The 17336-nt window shown below is 40.2% G+C and carries 16 protein-coding genes; 14 read left to right on the forward strand and 2 right to left on the reverse strand.

Annotation, left to right across the window (positions count from 1 at the left end; all coding sequences use genetic code 11):
- The first annotated feature begins 80 nt into the window (after window positions 1-80).
- The 9 genes from IGK77_RS00865 to IGK77_RS00905 all read left to right on the forward strand — a co-directional run bounded on the left by IGK77_RS00865 (window position 81) and on the right by IGK77_RS00905 (window position 10411).
- On the forward strand, window positions 81-878 hold the full coding sequence (locus IGK77_RS00865; protein WP_010734405.1) for a formate/nitrite transporter family protein: 798 nt from the start codon (window positions 81-83) through the stop codon (window positions 876-878).
- 33 nt (window positions 879-911) lie between these two features.
- Window positions 912-1544 carry a DNA alkylation repair protein gene (locus IGK77_RS00870; RefSeq protein ID WP_074800053.1) on the forward strand — a complete coding sequence of 211 codons (633 nt, stop codon included), beginning with the start codon at window positions 912-914 and terminating at the stop codon, window positions 1542-1544.
- A 14-nt stretch (window positions 1545-1558) separates the two neighbouring features.
- Window positions 1559-2332, forward strand: a complete 774-nt coding sequence (locus IGK77_RS00875; RefSeq protein ID WP_071866085.1) for an HAD family hydrolase — start codon at window positions 1559-1561, stop codon at window positions 2330-2332.
- Window positions 2333-2781: 449 nt separating this feature from the next.
- Window positions 2782-3579, forward strand: coding sequence for a TIGR00282 family metallophosphoesterase (locus tag IGK77_RS00880; protein ID WP_023518925.1), 798 nt, complete (start codon window positions 2782-2784; stop codon window positions 3577-3579).
- A gap of 15 nt (window positions 3580-3594) precedes the next feature.
- Window positions 3595-3969: a YlbF family regulator gene (locus IGK77_RS00885; protein ID WP_071866086.1), complete on the forward strand. Its 375-nt coding sequence runs from the start codon at window positions 3595-3597 to the stop codon at window positions 3967-3969.
- Window positions 3970-3982: 13 nt separating this feature from the next.
- Window positions 3983-6571 (forward strand): DNA mismatch repair protein MutS, encoded by a 2589-nt coding sequence (mutS, locus tag IGK77_RS00890; protein ID WP_373865789.1) that lies wholly within the window; start codon window positions 3983-3985, stop codon window positions 6569-6571.
- Window positions 6572-6588: 17 nt separating this feature from the next.
- A complete protein-coding gene (gene mutL / locus IGK77_RS00895; RefSeq protein ID WP_074800056.1) occupies window positions 6589-8697 on the forward strand; it encodes a DNA mismatch repair endonuclease MutL in 2109 nt (702 codons plus the stop codon).
- Window positions 8698-8725: 28 nt separating this feature from the next.
- Window positions 8726-9292 (forward strand): Maf family protein, encoded by a 567-nt coding sequence (locus IGK77_RS00900; protein ID WP_074800058.1) that lies wholly within the window; start codon window positions 8726-8728, stop codon window positions 9290-9292.
- Window positions 9293-9466: 174 nt separating this feature from the next.
- Complete coding sequence (locus IGK77_RS00905) at window positions 9467-10411, forward strand: tocopherol cyclase family protein (RefSeq protein ID WP_074800062.1); 945 nt, start codon at window positions 9467-9469, stop codon at window positions 10409-10411.
- Window positions 10412-10534: 123 nt separating this feature from the next.
- Here IGK77_RS00905 and msrB read toward each other — a convergent pair whose 3' ends face one another.
- Entirely contained in the window at window positions 10535-10981 is a 447-nt protein-coding gene (msrB, locus tag IGK77_RS00910; protein ID WP_010734395.1) for a peptide-methionine (R)-S-oxide reductase MsrB, read from the reverse strand.
- Window positions 10982-11369: 388 nt separating this feature from the next.
- Window positions 11370-12083, reverse strand: a complete 714-nt coding sequence (gene treR, locus IGK77_RS00915; protein ID WP_071866091.1) for a trehalose operon repressor — start codon at window positions 12081-12083, stop codon at window positions 11370-11372.
- A gap of 232 nt (window positions 12084-12315) precedes the next feature.
- Between treR and treP the strand changes: the two genes are divergently transcribed.
- From treP to IGK77_RS00940, 5 genes are all read left to right on the forward strand, one after another.
- Window positions 12316-14295, forward strand: a complete 1980-nt coding sequence (treP, locus tag IGK77_RS00920; RefSeq protein ID WP_071866092.1) for a PTS system trehalose-specific EIIBC component — start codon at window positions 12316-12318, stop codon at window positions 14293-14295.
- 151 nt (window positions 14296-14446) lie between these two features.
- Entirely contained in the window at window positions 14447-15049 is a 603-nt protein-coding gene (ruvA, locus tag IGK77_RS00925; RefSeq protein WP_074800065.1) for a Holliday junction branch migration protein RuvA, read from the forward strand.
- 12 nt (window positions 15050-15061) lie between these two features.
- The gene (ruvB, locus tag IGK77_RS00930; protein WP_071866094.1) at window positions 15062-16063 is read left to right on the forward strand and encodes a Holliday junction branch migration DNA helicase RuvB; all 1002 of its coding nucleotides are present in this window, start codon (window positions 15062-15064) and stop codon (window positions 16061-16063) included.
- A gap of 48 nt (window positions 16064-16111) precedes the next feature.
- On the forward strand, window positions 16112-16714 hold the full coding sequence (locus IGK77_RS00935; protein WP_192923821.1) for a TetR/AcrR family transcriptional regulator: 603 nt from the start codon (window positions 16112-16114) through the stop codon (window positions 16712-16714).
- Between the two features lie 47 nt (window positions 16715-16761).
- A complete protein-coding gene (locus tag IGK77_RS00940; RefSeq protein ID WP_071866096.1) occupies window positions 16762-17232 on the forward strand; it encodes a low molecular weight protein-tyrosine-phosphatase in 471 nt (156 codons plus the stop codon).
- Window positions 17233-17336: the final 104 nt, after the last annotated feature.

The following is a 17336-nucleotide window of genomic DNA, read 5'->3' on the forward strand; positions in this document are numbered from 1 at the left end:
ACCCCAGTTCTGTCTATAGAATAAGAGGGTATATGCCAAAAGCATGAAAATAATTGAACAAATCTTAAAGGAGAAAAGAGATGAACCCAGTATCACCGTTGTTTGAAAAGATTGAGGCATCAATCGAAAAGAAAGTTGATTTGATCGGAAATAGTTACGCCCGTTATGCCGTGCGTGCTTTATTAGCCAGTTTGTTCTTGACACTTGGAACTGCTGTTGCTTTTTCGATTGCAATCAAAGGTGAGCATATTGCTCATGGATTTGGAAAGATACTTTATGCGTTTATGTTTAGTTGGTCGTTAGTCATGATTTTATACATGAATGCTGAACTTGGTACCTCAAATATGCTTTATATGTCGGTCGGGGTCCAACGTAAGCGGTTAAAATTAGGTCTAGCTGCAAAAATTCTGTTTACTTGTATTTTATTTAACTTGATTGGTGGGGTATTATTTGGCTTTTTAATTTCTTTGACGACACCATTCCAAGATCTGCCGATGGATAATTATATGTTAGAGTCGATTGCAGTCAAATTGACGAAACCGACAACAACCATTTTGGTGGAAGCAATGTTTGCCAACATTGTAGTAAATACAGCGGTATTGATTAGTATGCGAATGAAAGATGATGCAGGGAAAGTCTTAGCGATTGTTTTCATTATTTTCATTTTTGCTTTTTTAGGCTATGAACACGTTATTGCCAACTTCCCGGCATTCACATTAGCTTATTTTGTTTCAGGTGGGCAGATGGATGCCATGACTGTTGGTAATGTGATCCACAATCTTTCCTTTGCGTTGATTGGGAATTACGTTGGTGGTGGTTTAGTCATTGGTTTAGGTTATGCATGGTTGAATCAATCAAAATCATCCTATGTTGACTAGTTCGTTCCTTTAAAAATCGAAGGAGGCCATCCCTTGGAGACAATTGTTTTTCCGAATAATAAAGAAAAAGCTCAGCAGATGGAAGCTTACATGAAGCATCATTTCCGATTTGCAGGAGTTCCTAAGCCAGAAAGAGCGTTACTACAAAAGGCTCTTTTAAAAGAAAGCCAGAAGATACCTATTTCAGACTTACTTTTATTAGTAAAAGATTATTATATGCAGGAAGAACGGGAGTATCAGTATTTAGCGATCGATTTAGTCCAAAAGAACGTCAAGCGTCTTTCTTTTGATAACTTAGTATGGTTACTTGAGCTTGTCTCACAGAAGGAATGGTGGGACAGTATTGATTCTTGGCAAAAAGTCTACAGCACGTGGGGAAAACTGCACCAAGAAGTTGATGCGGTTTTCAAATTATTTGAAGGTCAAGAAGACTTTTGGTTAAGACGAATTGCGATCACCCTGCAACTAGGGTTTAAAGAACAGACAGATGTCGCTCTACTCGAACGAGCGATTGATGCAGATCGTTCAACAAATGAATTTTTTATTCAAAAGGCTATTGGTTGGGCGTTGCGGGACTATAGCAAAACAAATCCACTTTGGGTAAAAGAACAATTGACAAAAGAATTAAGCAAGCTTGCAACGAGAGAAGCAAGTAAGTATTTATAGAGAGGCGAGATAGAATGACACGCAAATTAATTGCTTTTGATATCGACGGCACGTTGTTAGATTCCAACAAACAGGCATTGGACAGTACAAGGGAAGCCTTGGAAAAACTGCGTAAAGATGGACATTTAGTGACGATTGCTACAGGGCGTAGTCGCTTTCACGCACAAGAAGTTATCCGTGATCTAGCATTTAGCAATTATATTCTATGTAACGGTGCAGCCGGATTTTTGGATCATGAACAAGTCTATAAAAATTTGCTGGATCAAGAACAATTACACCAATTTATTCAAGAAGCGCAAGAAAAGGATATTGATACAGCATTTGTTAGTTTAGATTCAATCAAACGCTTTTCATCTAATCGTATCGATATGATGGAAGATGCGATGCATTCATTTGGTGCACACTTACCAGAATTGGACGAATACTTTGTTGAAAAACAGGATGTCTATCAAGCATTAGCTTTCTTTGATCACTCTTATGATCAACAATTCAGCGCTTACGATCGTATCCGTTTTGTGCGCTGGCACGAAAATAGTGTCGATGTGGTCCCACACGATGGTTCCAAAGCGGTGACTATCATGAACCTAGCCAATCGAGTAGGGATTGCGCCAGAAGACGTCATCAGTTTTGGTGACGGACAAAATGATCGCGAAATGCTTCGTATGTCTGGCATTGGGGTGGCAATGGGGAATGCCGTACCAGAAGTTCAAGCGGAAGCAAAAATGGTCACAGATACGAATGATCAAGATGGTATTTGGAAAGCATTGAAAGAGTTAGCTTTGATTTAGGTCATAAACATCATAAAACAATAATTTTAGTTAAAAAGAGGGCATGCAACAGGATTTTTCTGATTGAATGTCCTCTCTTTTTTTACCTCATTATGATACATAAATGATATGCTATCATATTATCAGATAGGTACTATCTGACTTCTTTAAAATAGGAGGTGATATCATGGGAGACATCATCGTAAACGTCGTTTTGGTTTTGAAATTGCTGTTTTGGTTCATGCTCTTCATAGGTTTAGCCCTGTCTATTGTTTACTTAGTAAAAAAATTAAAAAATAAATTTTGATCAATTTACATAGTTAGAGAATAAAGTTATAAAAAGCTGTTGCTAGTTAGTTCAAAATACCCTTTCTTGATATTCTAGAAAACAGCTTCTATTTACAACCTCTTTCCTTTCTTTACTAAAACACTTATAATATAAGATACGTTAGAAGAGAAGAGGAAATCGTGTGCGGGTATTGTTTATTGGTGATGTAGTAGGTGCGATGGGTAGAGAAATGATCACAGAATATCTCCCTCGCTTGAAGAAAAAATATCGTCCACAAATGACGATCGTGAATGGTGAGAATGCGGCTTCAGGTCGTGGGATCACAGAGAAAATCTATAAGAAGTTTCTGCAAGATGGCGTAGATGTCGTGACGATGGGGAATCATACGTGGGACAATCGTGATATTTTTGAATTTATCGATGACGCGAAAAAAATGGTTCGTCCAGCAAATTTCCCGGAAGGAACGCCTGGGCAAGGAATCGTTTTTGTCAAAGTCAATCAATTGGAACTGGCGGTCATCAATATGCAAGCTCGTTCATTTATGGTTGATTTAGATGATCCATTTCGTAAAATGACCGAGTTAGTCGAAGAAGCTCGGAAAAGAACACCGATCATTTTTGTTGATTTTCATGGAGAAACGACAAGTGAAAAACAAGCAATGGGCTGGTTTTTAGATGGAAAAGTATCTGCTGTGGTCGGTACACATACCCATGTTCAAACGAATGATGCGCGTATTTTGCCACAAGGAACGGCGTATTTGACGGATGTTGGTATGACCGGTCCATATGATGGGATTTTAGGGATGCGCCGTGAACCAGTCATTGAAAAATTTTTAACAGCTTTACCAAAGCGTTTTGAAGTGGTGGAACAAGGTCGAGGGCTTTTAAGTGGTTGTATCTTGGACATCGACGACCAGACGGGACAGGCAAAAGATATCCAATTGATCCAAATCAACGATGACCGCCCTTACAGAGAATAGAAAGCGAGAGGGAATGTGCAGGACAAAACGACGATCCAATTAGAAGTCGACCAATTGGCGACTCTTTTAAAGAAGAATGAAACGATCACACGTTATCAAGAATTGGAACATAAAGTGAAACATAGTCGTTACTTGAATCAACAAACAGAAGCATTGAAGCAAGCGCAAAAAGATGCAGTACAATATGCGCATTATGGACAAAAAGAAGCAGAAAAAGAAGCAATCAAACGGATCGAAGTCCTGACACAATCAATCGACGACTATCCTTTAGTGATTGCTTACCGCCGTCAACTGGTGGAGGCAAATGAGTTATTGCAACACTTGACTCAAATGATCCAAAATGAAATCAATGAGTATATAGAGGAGGAGCATAATGCCTCAAAAAACTAAGAACACTCCAATGATGGAACAATATCTAAGCATCAAGGCACAATACCAAGATGCTTTTTTGTTCTATCGTCTCGGAGATTTTTATGAATTATTTTACGAAGATGCTGTCAAAGCAGCACAAATCTTAGAACTGACATTAACTAGTCGAAATCGTAATGCGGATGATCCAATCCCGATGTGTGGGGTACCGCATCATTCTGCACAAGGATATATCGACAGTCTGATCGAAAAAGGCTACAAAGTAGCGATTTGTGAACAAGTCGAAGATCCAAAGACGACTAAAGGAATGGTCAAACGAGAAGTCGTGCAATTAGTGACTCCTGGAACAGTGATGGATAGTAAAGGATTATCAGCCAAAGACAACAACTTTCTGACGGCGGTAGTCAATCAAGGTTCCGCTTTCGGGTTTGCTTATGCCGATTTGAGTACAGGCGAATTAAAAACAGCCCGCTTACTTGATGAAGAAGCTGTTTTGAACGAAACCTCTGCGTTACAAACAAAAGAATTGATTCTAGGTACAGAGATCAGTGAAACGTTATATGAACAACTAAGCACAAGACTTGGCTTAGTCTTCTCAAAACAAGAAAGTGTAGAAGAAAATGCAGAATTCAATTTTCTAACGAGTGAGTTGACGGATGAATTAGAAAAGGAAGCGACTGGAAAGTTACTTACTTATTTAGCAGTCACGCAAAAAAGAAGTTTGGCACATATCCAAAAAGCGGTTGAATACCAACCAGATCATTTCTTGAAGATGGATTATTATTCTAAATTCAATTTAGAATTAAGCCAGTCGATCCGTACTGGAAAAAAACACGGCACACTTCTATGGTTATTAGATGAAACCAAAACAGCAATGGGAGGACGTTTGCTCAAACAATGGCTTGATCGTCCGCTGATCCAATCCCATCAGATCAATGCTCGGCAAGAAATGGTGGCATCGCTGATCAATAGTTATTTTGAACGTCTTGATTTACAGAGTGCGTTGACGAAAGTCTATGATTTAGAACGTTTAGCTGGACGTGTCGCATTTGGTAACGTCAATGGTCGAGATTTGATCCAGTTAAAAACATCGCTACAACAAGTACCGATGATTCGCGGGCTGATTGAAGGCATCGATCAAGGACAATGGTCAGAGTTATTAACAGATATGCAGCCAATGGATTCATTAGTTGAGTTGATCGAACAAGCGATCCAAGAGGATGCACCTTTACAAATCACTGAAGGAAACGTCATCAAAGATGGCTTCAATGAACAGCTAGACACCTATCGTTCTGCGATGAGAAATGGCAAACAGTGGTTAGCAGAATTAGAAGCGCGCGAACGCCAAAGTACAGGGATCAAAAATTTAAAAGTTGGGTTTAATCGAGTGTTTGGTTACTATATTGAAATCACGAAAGCGAATTTGATGAATGCTGAACTGGAAAAATATGAACGTAAACAAACGTTAGCCAATGCAGAACGATTTATCACTCCTGAATTAAAAGAATTAGAAACACAGATTCTAGAAGCGGAAGAAAAATCAGTCGATCTAGAATACCAACTCTTTTTAGCTGTTAGAGAAGAAGTGAAAAAAGCAATCCAGCCATTGCAAACCTTAGCAAAATCATTGAGTACTGTAGACGTCTTACAAAGTTTTGCAACGATCAGTGAGCGTTATCAATATGTTCGTCCAGAATTGACGAACCAAAAGACACTAGTGATCGAAGAAGGACGTCATCCGGTGGTAGAAAAAGTGTTAGGGCATCAAGAATATATCCCAAATAGCGTGATCATGTCGGAAGAAGAAATGATCTTGTTGATCACTGGTCCTAATATGTCTGGTAAAAGTACGTATATGCGACAGTTAGCATTGACGGTATTGATGGCTCAGATGGGCTGTTTTGTTCCGGCGCAAAAAGCAGTGCTGCCGATTTTTGATCGGATCTTTACCCGAATCGGTGCAAGTGATGATTTGATTGCGGGGCAAAGTACCTTTATGGTGGAAATGATGGAAGCCAACCAAGCGTTGCGTCATGCGACGCCGAACAGTTTGATTTTATTTGATGAACTCGGTCGAGGAACAGCAACTTACGATGGAATGGCATTAGCACAAGCCATCATCGAGTACATTCATCAACACGTCAAAGCCAAGACGTTGTTTTCTACGCACTACCATGAGTTGACGGTGCTTGATACAGAATTGCCGCAATTGAAAAATGTTCATGTTGGCGCAGTCGAAAAAGATGGCGATGTGGTATTTTTACACAAGATGATGGACGGTCCGGCAGATAAAAGCTACGGGATACATGTAGCTAAAATCGCGGGTCTACCAGATGAATTATTGTCACGTGCCTCTGCGATCTTAGCCTTTTTAGAATCAGGAGAAACGACACACCATGTCTCTGCACTTGAAGCATCTGTCACGAAAAAAAGCGACTATCCTAAGTCACAAACCAACCAACCAAGCCATCAGGTCAATGAAGAGAGTCAACAACTATCTTTATTTGGTGAAGTAACGGAAGCTGAAACGCAAATCATTGCTGCATTGAAACAGTTGAACCTACTAGAAATGACGCCAATGGATGCGTTGAATAAATTGTACGAACTGCAAAAACAATTATAGGAAGAAGGTGCTGATCGATGGCGAAGATCCAAGAATTATCCGAACGCTTGGCCAATCAAATCGCCGCAGGAGAAGTCGTTGAACGACCTGCTTCTGTGGTGAAAGAACTTGTTGAAAATGCCATTGATGCCCATAGCTCTCAAATCGATATTCTCGTAGAAGAAGCCGGTTTACGAAAAATCCAAATCATCGATAACGGTGAAGGAATCTTAGCAGAAGACGTTGAAAATGCGTTCAAACGTCACGCAACGAGCAAAATCCATAACCGTGATGACTTGTTCCGCATTCGGACATTAGGGTTCCGAGGGGAAGCTCTTCCTAGTATTGCTTCTGTCTCTGAATTGACGATCGAGACAGCCAATCAAGATGAAACACAAGGGACCTATCTTGAATTAAAAGGTGGGGAAGTGTTGACACATCGTCCTGCTCCATTGAGACAAGGAACGAAAATCACAGTGAGCAATTTGTTTTTCAACACGCCTGCACGGTTAAAATACGTCAAGACATTACAAACGGAATTGGCGAATATAGGCGATATCGTCAATCGACTAGCGTTGAGCCATCCCAACATCGCCTTTCGCTTAGTCCATGATGGCAACAAGATGTTAGCAACAGCTGGTAACGGAGATTTGAAACAAACGATTGCCGGAATCTATGGTTTGGCGACAGCGAAAAAAATGTTGAAGGTTGAAGCAAAAGATCTAGATTTTGAAGTTTCTGGTTACATTTCTTTACCAGAAGTCACTCGTGCGAGTCGTAATTATCTTTCAACGATCATCAACGGTCGTTTTATCAAGAACTTTTCCTTGAACAAAGCAATCGTGGCAGGTTATGGTTCTAAACTGATGGTTGGTCGTTTTCCAATTGCTGTTTTAGAGGTCAAAATGGACCCGTTGCTTGTCGATGTGAATGTCCATCCAACGAAGCAAGAAGTTCGTCTATCGAAGGAAAAAGAATTGACTGAATTGATTGCACAAGCGATTCAACAAGCACTAAGTCAAGAAAATCTGATTCCTAGTGCAGCAGACAATTTACGTTTCAAGAAAAAAATCGCCGATCAACCTAAAACGGAACAAATCGAAATCGATCTTTCTTATGCGTTTGAGGAACCACCAAAGAAACCACAAAGTTTAAATTTTGATCGCCAGACAGGTACATTTTACGTGGAAGAAAATCCACAAAAATCAGCCTATCCTGTTGATAAGTCTGTGGAAAATGTTGAAAACTCTTCTGTTTTTTCAGAAGATACACTGAATTATCCAGAAAAAGAGGAAAAAACGGTGGATAACTCTGGTGAAAGTGTTGATAACTTTGTAGAAAAACCAGTGGATAACTTTCAGCAAAATCATTTATCCACTGTTGATAACTACTCAGTACAAGAAGAACGAACAGCATCAGTAGAAGAGAAAAGCATAGAGGAAGAACCAAGCTTTGAGCAAGAAGAAAGCAAGTTGCATCCCGAGTTTGACATGAGTCAAGATAGCCGAATTTTGGAGAAAGCAATCAGTAAAGTCGAGCAGGAAGTACCAACACAACGTTTCCCACATCTTGAATATTTTGGCCAAATGCATGGGACCTATCTATTTGCCCAAAGCAATGAAGGCTTATACATCATTGATCAACATGCTGCGCAAGAGCGGATCAAATATGAATATTTCCGTGAAAAAATCGGCGATGTTTCAGATGATTTGCAAGAATTACTCGTTCCTTTTGTTTTAGACTATCCTAATAGTGATGCAATCAAGCTAAAAGAAAAGAAAGAACTATTAGAAGAGGCAGGCATTTATCTGGAAGAATTTGGCCAGAATAGTTTTATCGTACGAGCGCATCCGACTTGGTATCCAAGTGGGGAAGAAGAATCGATCATTCAAGGGATGATCGACATGTTATTGACAACTGGTGAAGTGAGTGTGAAGAAATTCAGAGAAGCCACAGCAATCATGATGAGCTGTAAACGCTCGATCAAAGCGAATCACTACTTGAACGAAGCACAAGCGAGGGTCTTATTAAAAGACTTAGCAAAATGTGAGAATCCGTTCAACTGTCCTCACGGTCGTCCGGTATTGATCCACTTTACGAATTCAGACATGGAACGAATGTTTAAACGAATCCAAGATCCGCATTGATCCGCGAGATTCGGAAAGGAAGTTTTTGATGAAAATAGTATTGGCTTCACAGTCGCCTAGAAGAAAAGAATTGCTCGGAAGATTAGTGCCAGCTTTTTCGATCCAACCGGCAGATATCGATGAAACGCCTAAGCCAAATGAGGACCCGCTTGCATACGTCCAACGCATGGCAGCAGAAAAAGCGGAGGCTGTGCAAAAAGAAAGCGAAGAAACGTTAGTTATTGCTAGTGATACTACCGTAGTTCTAGGAAACGAAATCCTTGGCAAACCAGAGGATGATGATGAGGCAAAACGGATGTTACGCAAATTCAGTGGTACGACACACGACGTCTACACAGCCGTCGTAATAACTGATGGGACGCAAGAAGAGTTCATCCTTTCCCATGCATCAGTCACTTTTTATGAATTGACCGATGAAGAGATTGAGCGCTATCTAGCAACTGGCGATCACCGTGATAAAGCTGGGGCGTACGGCATTCAAAGTTACGCAGGGGCTTTCGTAGAGTCGATTTCTGGCGATTACTATAGTATTGTCGGCTTTCCGATCGGCGCAGTCAATCAGGCGTTGAAAAAATGGCCAGATCTTTTGTCCTAAAATCTCGGACATCTGTATCTAGGTGAATAAAATCAAAAACACATGATCCGAGTAGCAAGAAACGGATCATGTGTTTTTTCTAATTATATTAGTTCATGACCTGGATTCAAGCGTATCGGCTAGAAGCTATAAAAAAACATGGTAAACTTAATTTATCTGAAGGGAGTGGACGAGGTGATTACAACGGATAAGTTTTATCATGGTGAAACGAAAAAAGCGCCGTTCTTTGAAGGTTGGTATTTTAAGCATCAAATCGGCGATGAAGTCTACGCATTTATTCCGGGGTACTCCATTGGAGAACAAGGCGAAAAGTGCCCGTTTATCCAAGTGATCAATCATGAGTCCTCGGAAGTCTTTCATTTTGATCGTGAAGTCTTCATGGCAAGCGAAGATCGTTTGTTTGTGAAAATCGGTGAAAATACATTTAGCGAGGAAGGAATCACACTAGCTTTACGTAGCCCCTCGTTGACGATCGAAGGAACGATTTCTTACGGAGAGTTTACTCCGTTAAAAAGGAGTCGCTATGCCCCGAGTATCATGGGACCTTTCTCTTATTTATCTTTTATGGAATGCTACCACGGAATTTTAAGCATGAAGCATTCGTTAGAAGGAACGTTGAGTTGGAACGGCCAACTCATTGATTTTACGAATGGAGTAGGGTATTTAGAAAAGGATTGGGGAAGTTCATTTCCCGCAACCTATTTATGGGTCCAATGCAACCAGTTTACTGATTCAGATGCTCGTTTTTTCTTTTCCGCAGCTGAGATCCCGTTTTTAGGTTTCCGTTTTTTAGGAATCATTTCGGTTTTACAAGTCGGTGAAGAAGAATATCGCTTATCCACCTATGATGGAGCCAAAATTTCGGAGATTTTCCGTGAAGAGGAGCATCTGATCATTCGAATACAGCAAAAAAATATTGAACTAGAAATGCAAGTGCTAGCAAAAGAAGGGCATGCGTTGATGGCGCCACAACAAGGTCAAATGAGTCGGATCATCCGTGAAAAAGCGAGTACAGAGATGACCTTGATTGTCCGAGAAAACAAGCAAGAGATCTTTCATCAAAAGGGGAAGGCTGCTGGTTTTGAAGAAGTGGGCAATCTCCATGGGCACGAGTATTAAGAATCTTGATCATATAAAAGTTCTGTCGCACCTTCAAAAATAAGCCTGAACCTCCAGAAATTAGAACAATTTCCTGAGGTTCAGGCTTATTTTTCGGAGCGATGTGATTTGATCACCTTCGACTTATTCGACAATTGATTTATATTCACTGTAACCAGCAGCATCCATTTCTTCATAAGGGATAAACTTCAAGGCAGCAGAGTTGATGCAATAGCGTAAGCCACCTTTATCTGCGGGTCCATCATTAAAAACATGTCCAAGATGGGAGTCGGCTTCATTACTTCTTACTTCGACTCGGTGCATCCCATGAGAAAAATCCGCTTTTTCTTTGACGTCTTTTCTGCTGATGGGTTGGCTGAAAGCTGGCCAGCCACAGCCTGCATCATATTTCTCTGCAGAACTGAAAAGCGGTTCGCCGCTAACGATATCGACATAGATCCCTTTTTCATAAAAGTCGTCGTATTCTCCAGTAAATGGACGTTCTGTCGCATTTTCTTGTGTCACTGCATAAGAAATCGGAGATAATGTTTCTTTTAAGTCCTCTTTGTTTGTGTCGGTTGGTTTACTCATTGATACTGCCCCCTTTGTCTCCTAATCATACTGCCATCTGAAATAGAAGCAAACAATCTGCTTTTAGGAGGGGGATAGCCAAGCGATTTAGCATAATTTTAAAGAATAGGACTTACTTGCTACCTAATTACGTCGAGCTATTGGGGTTTCTTACAACCTTGATAAACGGTGTTCAAGAAGCAACACTTCGGTCACAAGCCAAAAAAATCAAAAATGAAACAGCCATTTTTGATTTTTCTGTCTTCTGCCTTAGTGCTAACCGCTTCTTTCACAACCTAGATAAACGGTGTTCGAAAGCCAACTCCTTCAATAATAAGTCAAAAATCGAAAAAATATGAAGAGCTATTTTCTCAATTTTCGTCTTACTATTCGGAGCTGAACGGCTTTCTCACAACCTTCTTCTTCGTGCAAATTCCACGAACCGGAATTTGTCGAGGCGGTGGATTGATTCGGTGTATTCGAAGCATTCGGTATTCTCTAAATAGACGAGTCCGCGAACAATTACGACATAGGGATCGTCGTGGAGGTCCATTGATTCTGAAATACTATCATCGATCGGTTCGACGGTGATTTCTTTTTGAGCATAGGCAATGGAGAGATCTAGCTCATTTTCAAAGTATTCATAAATCGAATTCGCTGCTTGTTCCTTGGTCAAAGTAGGAATGGTTTCTTTTAACAAATAGTCTCGATCTAAAATGACGACTTCGCCATTGATTTTCCGTTGGCGGACTAAATGCCAGACAGGTGTATTGACTGGCCAGCCAGTTACTTTGTGTAATTCGTTGTCGACTACTGTTTCTTCAAGTGTTTGCACGATCGTTTCACTAGGGATATGTTGGTTTTCTTGAAGCTCTTTATAGCTTGTCAATCCAGCAATAGGAAAATCAAAGCGGTTACGGTCTAAAACGATCGATCCTTTTCCTTGTTTCTTTTGGATATATCCTTCTGTTGTCAATAGATTAAGTGCTTTACGAATTGTTTCCCGTGAAACACCATAGATTTTGATCAATTGATTTTCACTAGGTAGTAAAGTATGAGGAGGATACTCTTTGTCTAAGATTTTCTTTTCTAAGTCTAAAAAAATTTCATTGAATTTGTTCATCTTCCCTCTCCTTTGGGCAATCGTTCGTTCTTCGCTTATAAACTATACTACAGCTATATGTAGATTTCAAACTGGACTTGGATAGAAGATAGATGTTGCTACGACAAGGATAATAACGATTACAAATTATTTATCTTTTTGGCATAAAACGCTTGCAATCTGCTAAGAAAAACATTATAGTGTGAGTACAAAGTAACTTGTATAAACAAGTCAAATGAAAGGGGTTTATGTTATGGGGAAATATCAAGCAGATGCCGAGAAGCTGTTAAAAGGAGTCGGCGGGAAAGAAAATATCTCTGCGGTTAGCCATTGTGCGACACGAATGCGCTTTGTTTTAAATGATCCTGCAAAAGCAAATGAAGCTGAGATCGAAGAGATTGACAGTGTGAAAGGAATGTTTACCAATGCTGGTCAATTCCAAGTAATCATCGGGAACGATGTCTCAACATTTTATAACGACTTTGTTGCGGTATCCGGAGTTGAAGGCGTTTCAAAAGAACAAAGTAAAGCTGCTGCGAAACAGAATCTTAATCCATTGCAACGAGCAATTGCAGTTCTAGCTGAAATCTTCACACCATTGATTCCAGCAATCATTGTTGGGGGATTGATTTTAGGGTTCCGTAACGTGTTGGAAGGCATTCAGTTCGAGAGTTTAGGTGGAACGATTGCAGAAAGTTCGACATTCTGGAATGGAGTTAATTCATTCTTATGGCTACCTGGGGAAGCGATTTTCCATTTCCTACCTGTAGGGATCACTTGGAGTATTGCAAAGAAAATGGGAACGACACAGATTTTAGGAATTGTTTTAGGGATTACTTTGGTTTCACCGCAATTATTAAATGCCTATAGTGTCGCCTCAACTGCCGCTGCAGATATCCCATTTTGGGACTTTGGCTTTGCACAAGTACAAATGATTGGTTACCAAGCGCAAGTCATTCCAGCGATGCTTGCCGGGTTCTTACTTGCTTATTTAGAGATTTTCTTCCGTAAGTATATCCCACAATCGATCTCAATGATTTTTGTCCCACTGTTCTCACTATTACCAACAGTTATCGCTGCTAATGTAGTGTTAGGTCCAGTCGGTTGGGCAATTGGTAACTGGATTTCATCAATCGTGAATACTGGATTGACTTCATCAATCAGTTGGTTATTCAGTGCGTTATTTGGTTTCTTGTATGCCCCACTGGTTATTACGGGATTACATCATATGACAAATGCAATCGATATGCAGTTGATTGCTGACTTTGGTTCAACCAATTTATGGCCAATGATCGCATTGTCAAATATTGCGCAAGGATCTGCCGTACTTGCAATCATCTTCTTGCATCGCGGCAATAAAAAAGAAGAACAAGTTTCTATTCCAGCGATGATTTCTTGTTATCTAGGAGTAACGGAACCAGCTATGTTTGGGATCAACTTGAAATATGTGTATCCATTTGTAGCTGCAATGATCGGTTCTGGTGTGGCGGGGATGTTTGCGAACTTGATGGATGTTCGAGCAAATGCGATTGGTGTCGGTGGCTTGCCAGGAATCTTAGCAATCCAAGCACAAACGTGGTTACCATTCACGATTGCAATGATCATCGCAATCATCGTACCATTTGGTTTAACTGTAGTGTTTAGACGTAAAGGGATCTTGAACAAATTAGATCCAGTCAATCCAGAAGAAGTAAGTGTTTTACAAACTGCGGAAGGCGTATCTATTCCTACACAAAACTTTGAAGCCGCAGGAACAACTGCTGTAGCCACTGCCAATGAAGAGTTATTCGCCGTTGCAGACGGACAAATTAAAGCAATTACAGAAGTGAATGATCCAGTTTTCTCACAAAAAATGATGGGTGAAGGCTATGCGATCATTCCTGACAATCAAAAAATCTATTCGCCAGTAAATGGTAAAGTAACTAGTGTATTTGAAACAAAACATGCCATCGGTATTCTGAGTGAAGCCGGTGTGGAAGTTCTTGTTCATATGGGACTTGATACTGTTGAATTAAAAGGTGCACCGTTCAATGTTCTTGTGAAAGAGGGCGATCAGGTCTCGCCAACTACGCAACTCGCAGAGATGGATCTCAGTGCCGTTGAACAAGCAGGTAAACAAACAGATGTCTTAGTTGTTCTAACGAATACGGACAAAGTGGCTGATTTCTCATTAAGTAAATCAGGCCAAGTACAACATGAAGAAATGATTGGTCAAGCCTCTATCAATCGCTAATACACAGAGAAAATATGCTACGAGTTTGGGTCTTTATCAAAGACCTAAGCTCGTAGTTCTGTTTTTGGGAACACTTTTTTTAAATCGCAAAGTATGCTACAATGGATAGAAATATGGGAACGTATGTGTGCGAAAGAAAGAGGAAATTTCAATGTATGAATATCTAAGAGGCATGGTGACTTTTATCAGTCCGTATTATATCGTTGTAGAAACGCAAGGGGTGGGCTATCAAATTGCGTTAGGTAACCCTTATCGCTATAGTAGTAAGTTAGATAAAGAAGTAAAAATCTATGTTCATCAAGTCATTCGTGAAGATGCCCATTTACTATATGGGTTTGATTCACTCGAAGAGAAACAATTGTTTTTACGATTAGTCAGTGTTTCAGGGATCGGACCGAAAAGTGCATTAGCGATCATGGCGAGTGATGATCATTCCGGCTTGATCCAAGCGGTGGAAACTGGCGATGTCACTTACTTGACGAAGTTCCCAGGTGTAGGTAAAAAAACAGCACAACAAATGATCTTGGATCTAAAAGGCAAGTTTGGCGAGTTGAGTATCGATACGCCATTTTCTTTATTTGATGAAGCAACGGTGCAAGATGCAAGTGCCTTGTCAGAGGCAATGGAAGCTTTAGCCGCTCTCGGCTACAGTGAGCGTGAAACCAAACGAGTAGAGAAACAACTAAAAGAAATCGACAATCAGACAACGGATGAGTATCTAAGGCAAGCATTGAAATTGATGATGAAAAAGTAAGGAGGATTCTTGATGACAGATGAATATCTTCTCTCACCAGAACCCGGTGAGAATGAATTGAGTTTAGAAAAATCTTTACGCCCTCAATTGCTTGCGCAATATATCGGTCAACATAAAGTAAAACAAGAATTGAGTATCTACATCGAAGCGGCACGTAATCGTGAAGAACCGCTAGATCACGTCTTGTTATACGGTCCTCCAGGTTTGGGGAAAACAACGATGGCTATGGTCATTGCAAATGAGATGCAAGTCAATATCCGTACGACAAGTGGACCAGCCATCGAGCGACCAGGAGATCTGGTAGCAATTTTGAATGAACTAGAAGCAGGGGATGTCTTGTTTATTGATGAGATCCATCGCTTACCTCGCGTGGCAGAAGAAATGCTTTATTCGGCGATGGAAGATTTCTATGTAGATATCATGGTAGGGCAAGGGCCGACCGCTCACCCCGTTCATTTTCCGTTACCACCTTTCACGTTGATCGGTGCAACGACTCGAGCAGGGATGCTGTCTGCACCTTTACGTGACCGTTTTGGAATCATTGCGCACATGGAATACTATGAAGAAGAAGATTTAAGAGAAATCGTTTTACGATCTGCCGATATTTTTCAAACGGAGATCATCACCGATGGGGCTTTAGAAATCGCACGACGTTCTCGTGGTACTCCGCGGATCGCCAATCGTCTATTGAAACGAGTGCGTGACTTTGCCCAAGTACAAGGAGATGGCAAGATCGATCAGTTGATTGCTGACCGCGCATTGACACTCTTACAGGTCGATCAAGCGGGATTGGATTATGTCGATCAGAAATTGCTACGTACGATGATCGAACTGTATGGTGGGGGCCCAGTAGGTCTAAGCACATTATCCGTTAATATTGGAGAAGAGCGAGAAACAGTCGAAGATATGTATGAACCTTTTTTGATCCAAAAAGGCTTTTTGAAACGGACTCCTCGTGGTCGGATCGCTACCGCCTATGCGTATGAACACTTTGGCTATGACTACCAAGTGTGAACACTCTTTTCTATTGAAAGAGCAAATAGTAGAATATTGATTGAAGAGATGGGAGGGATCATTGTGGGAGAGGCGTCACATACGAAACAAATGATCAAAAAAGTCTTGGTGTCGCTTTGCGAAACACAGCCTTTTCGTAAAATCAGTGTGCAACAGATCGCACAAGAAGCAGGCATCAACCGACAAACATTTTATTATCATTTCACCGATAAGTATGATTTATTGCGTTGGGTGTACTATGAAGATTCGTTACATTACCTAAAAACAGAATCACTTTCTCTCGACAATTGGGAAGAGCAAGCCTTGCTGATGTTAAAAGCCATTGCCGAAAATAAACAGTTCTATTCAAGTACCGTTAGTTCAGAACAGGAGATTCTGCAAAAGCAATTTTCTGCGTTGATCCAACCCTCATTTATTAAAATCTTTGAGCAAATGGATGAAGAAAAACAACTAACTTCCAAAGATAAATTATTTTATGCTCGTTTTTTCTCTTATGGCTGTAGTGGAGTCTTAGTCAATTGGATCACACAAGGTTATACAGAAACACCCTTAGAAGTTGCAATGCAGTTCTTTCGTTTAGCCAAAGATACTGAATTGTATTCGTATCGGTTGTACGCATTGGAAGAAGAACAGGAAATAAAAGACGAATGATCTTTTTTCATTGATTCCAAAATAGGAATACAAAAGGAGAGAATGCTATGACGAAAGTATTATTTGTTTGTTTAGGAAACATTTGTCGTTCACCTATGGCAGAAGGGTTATTAAAAAAGAAAGTAGCAGAACAGGATTTGATGGATTCCTTCGTCATTGATTCAGCTGCAACAAGTACCTATGAGGTAGGTAGTGCTCCTCATCCAGGGACACAAGCGATTTTGGCAAAAGAACATGTTGATACGCGAGAAATGATTGCTCGCCAAATACGTCAAGAAGACTTCCAAAAATTTGATTGGATCATCGGTATGGATCAGTCAAATGTGGCTGACTTAAAGCAAATTGCGCCGATTGAAGCGCAAGAGAAAATCCAACTATTTTTGAGTCCAGTCATTGGCAAAAAAGTACAAAATGTACCTGATCCATATTACACGAATAACTTTGAAGAAACCTATCGATTGATCAATGAAGGCTTAGAAAAATGGCTTGAATTATGGATGAAAAACGACTTAAAATAACGCATGTATTGTTTGGTGGTTTTAGGTAAAAGTTGGTATAAAATAAACTATATTCTTGTTTTTTTAAGAAAAATTGGATAAAATAGGAGTAATTAAGTAACATA

This window comes from Enterococcus sp. DIV0806c, assembly GCF_051710905.1.
GTDB classification, from domain to species: domain Bacteria; phylum Bacillota; class Bacilli; order Lactobacillales; family Enterococcaceae; genus Enterococcus_B; species Enterococcus_B mundtii.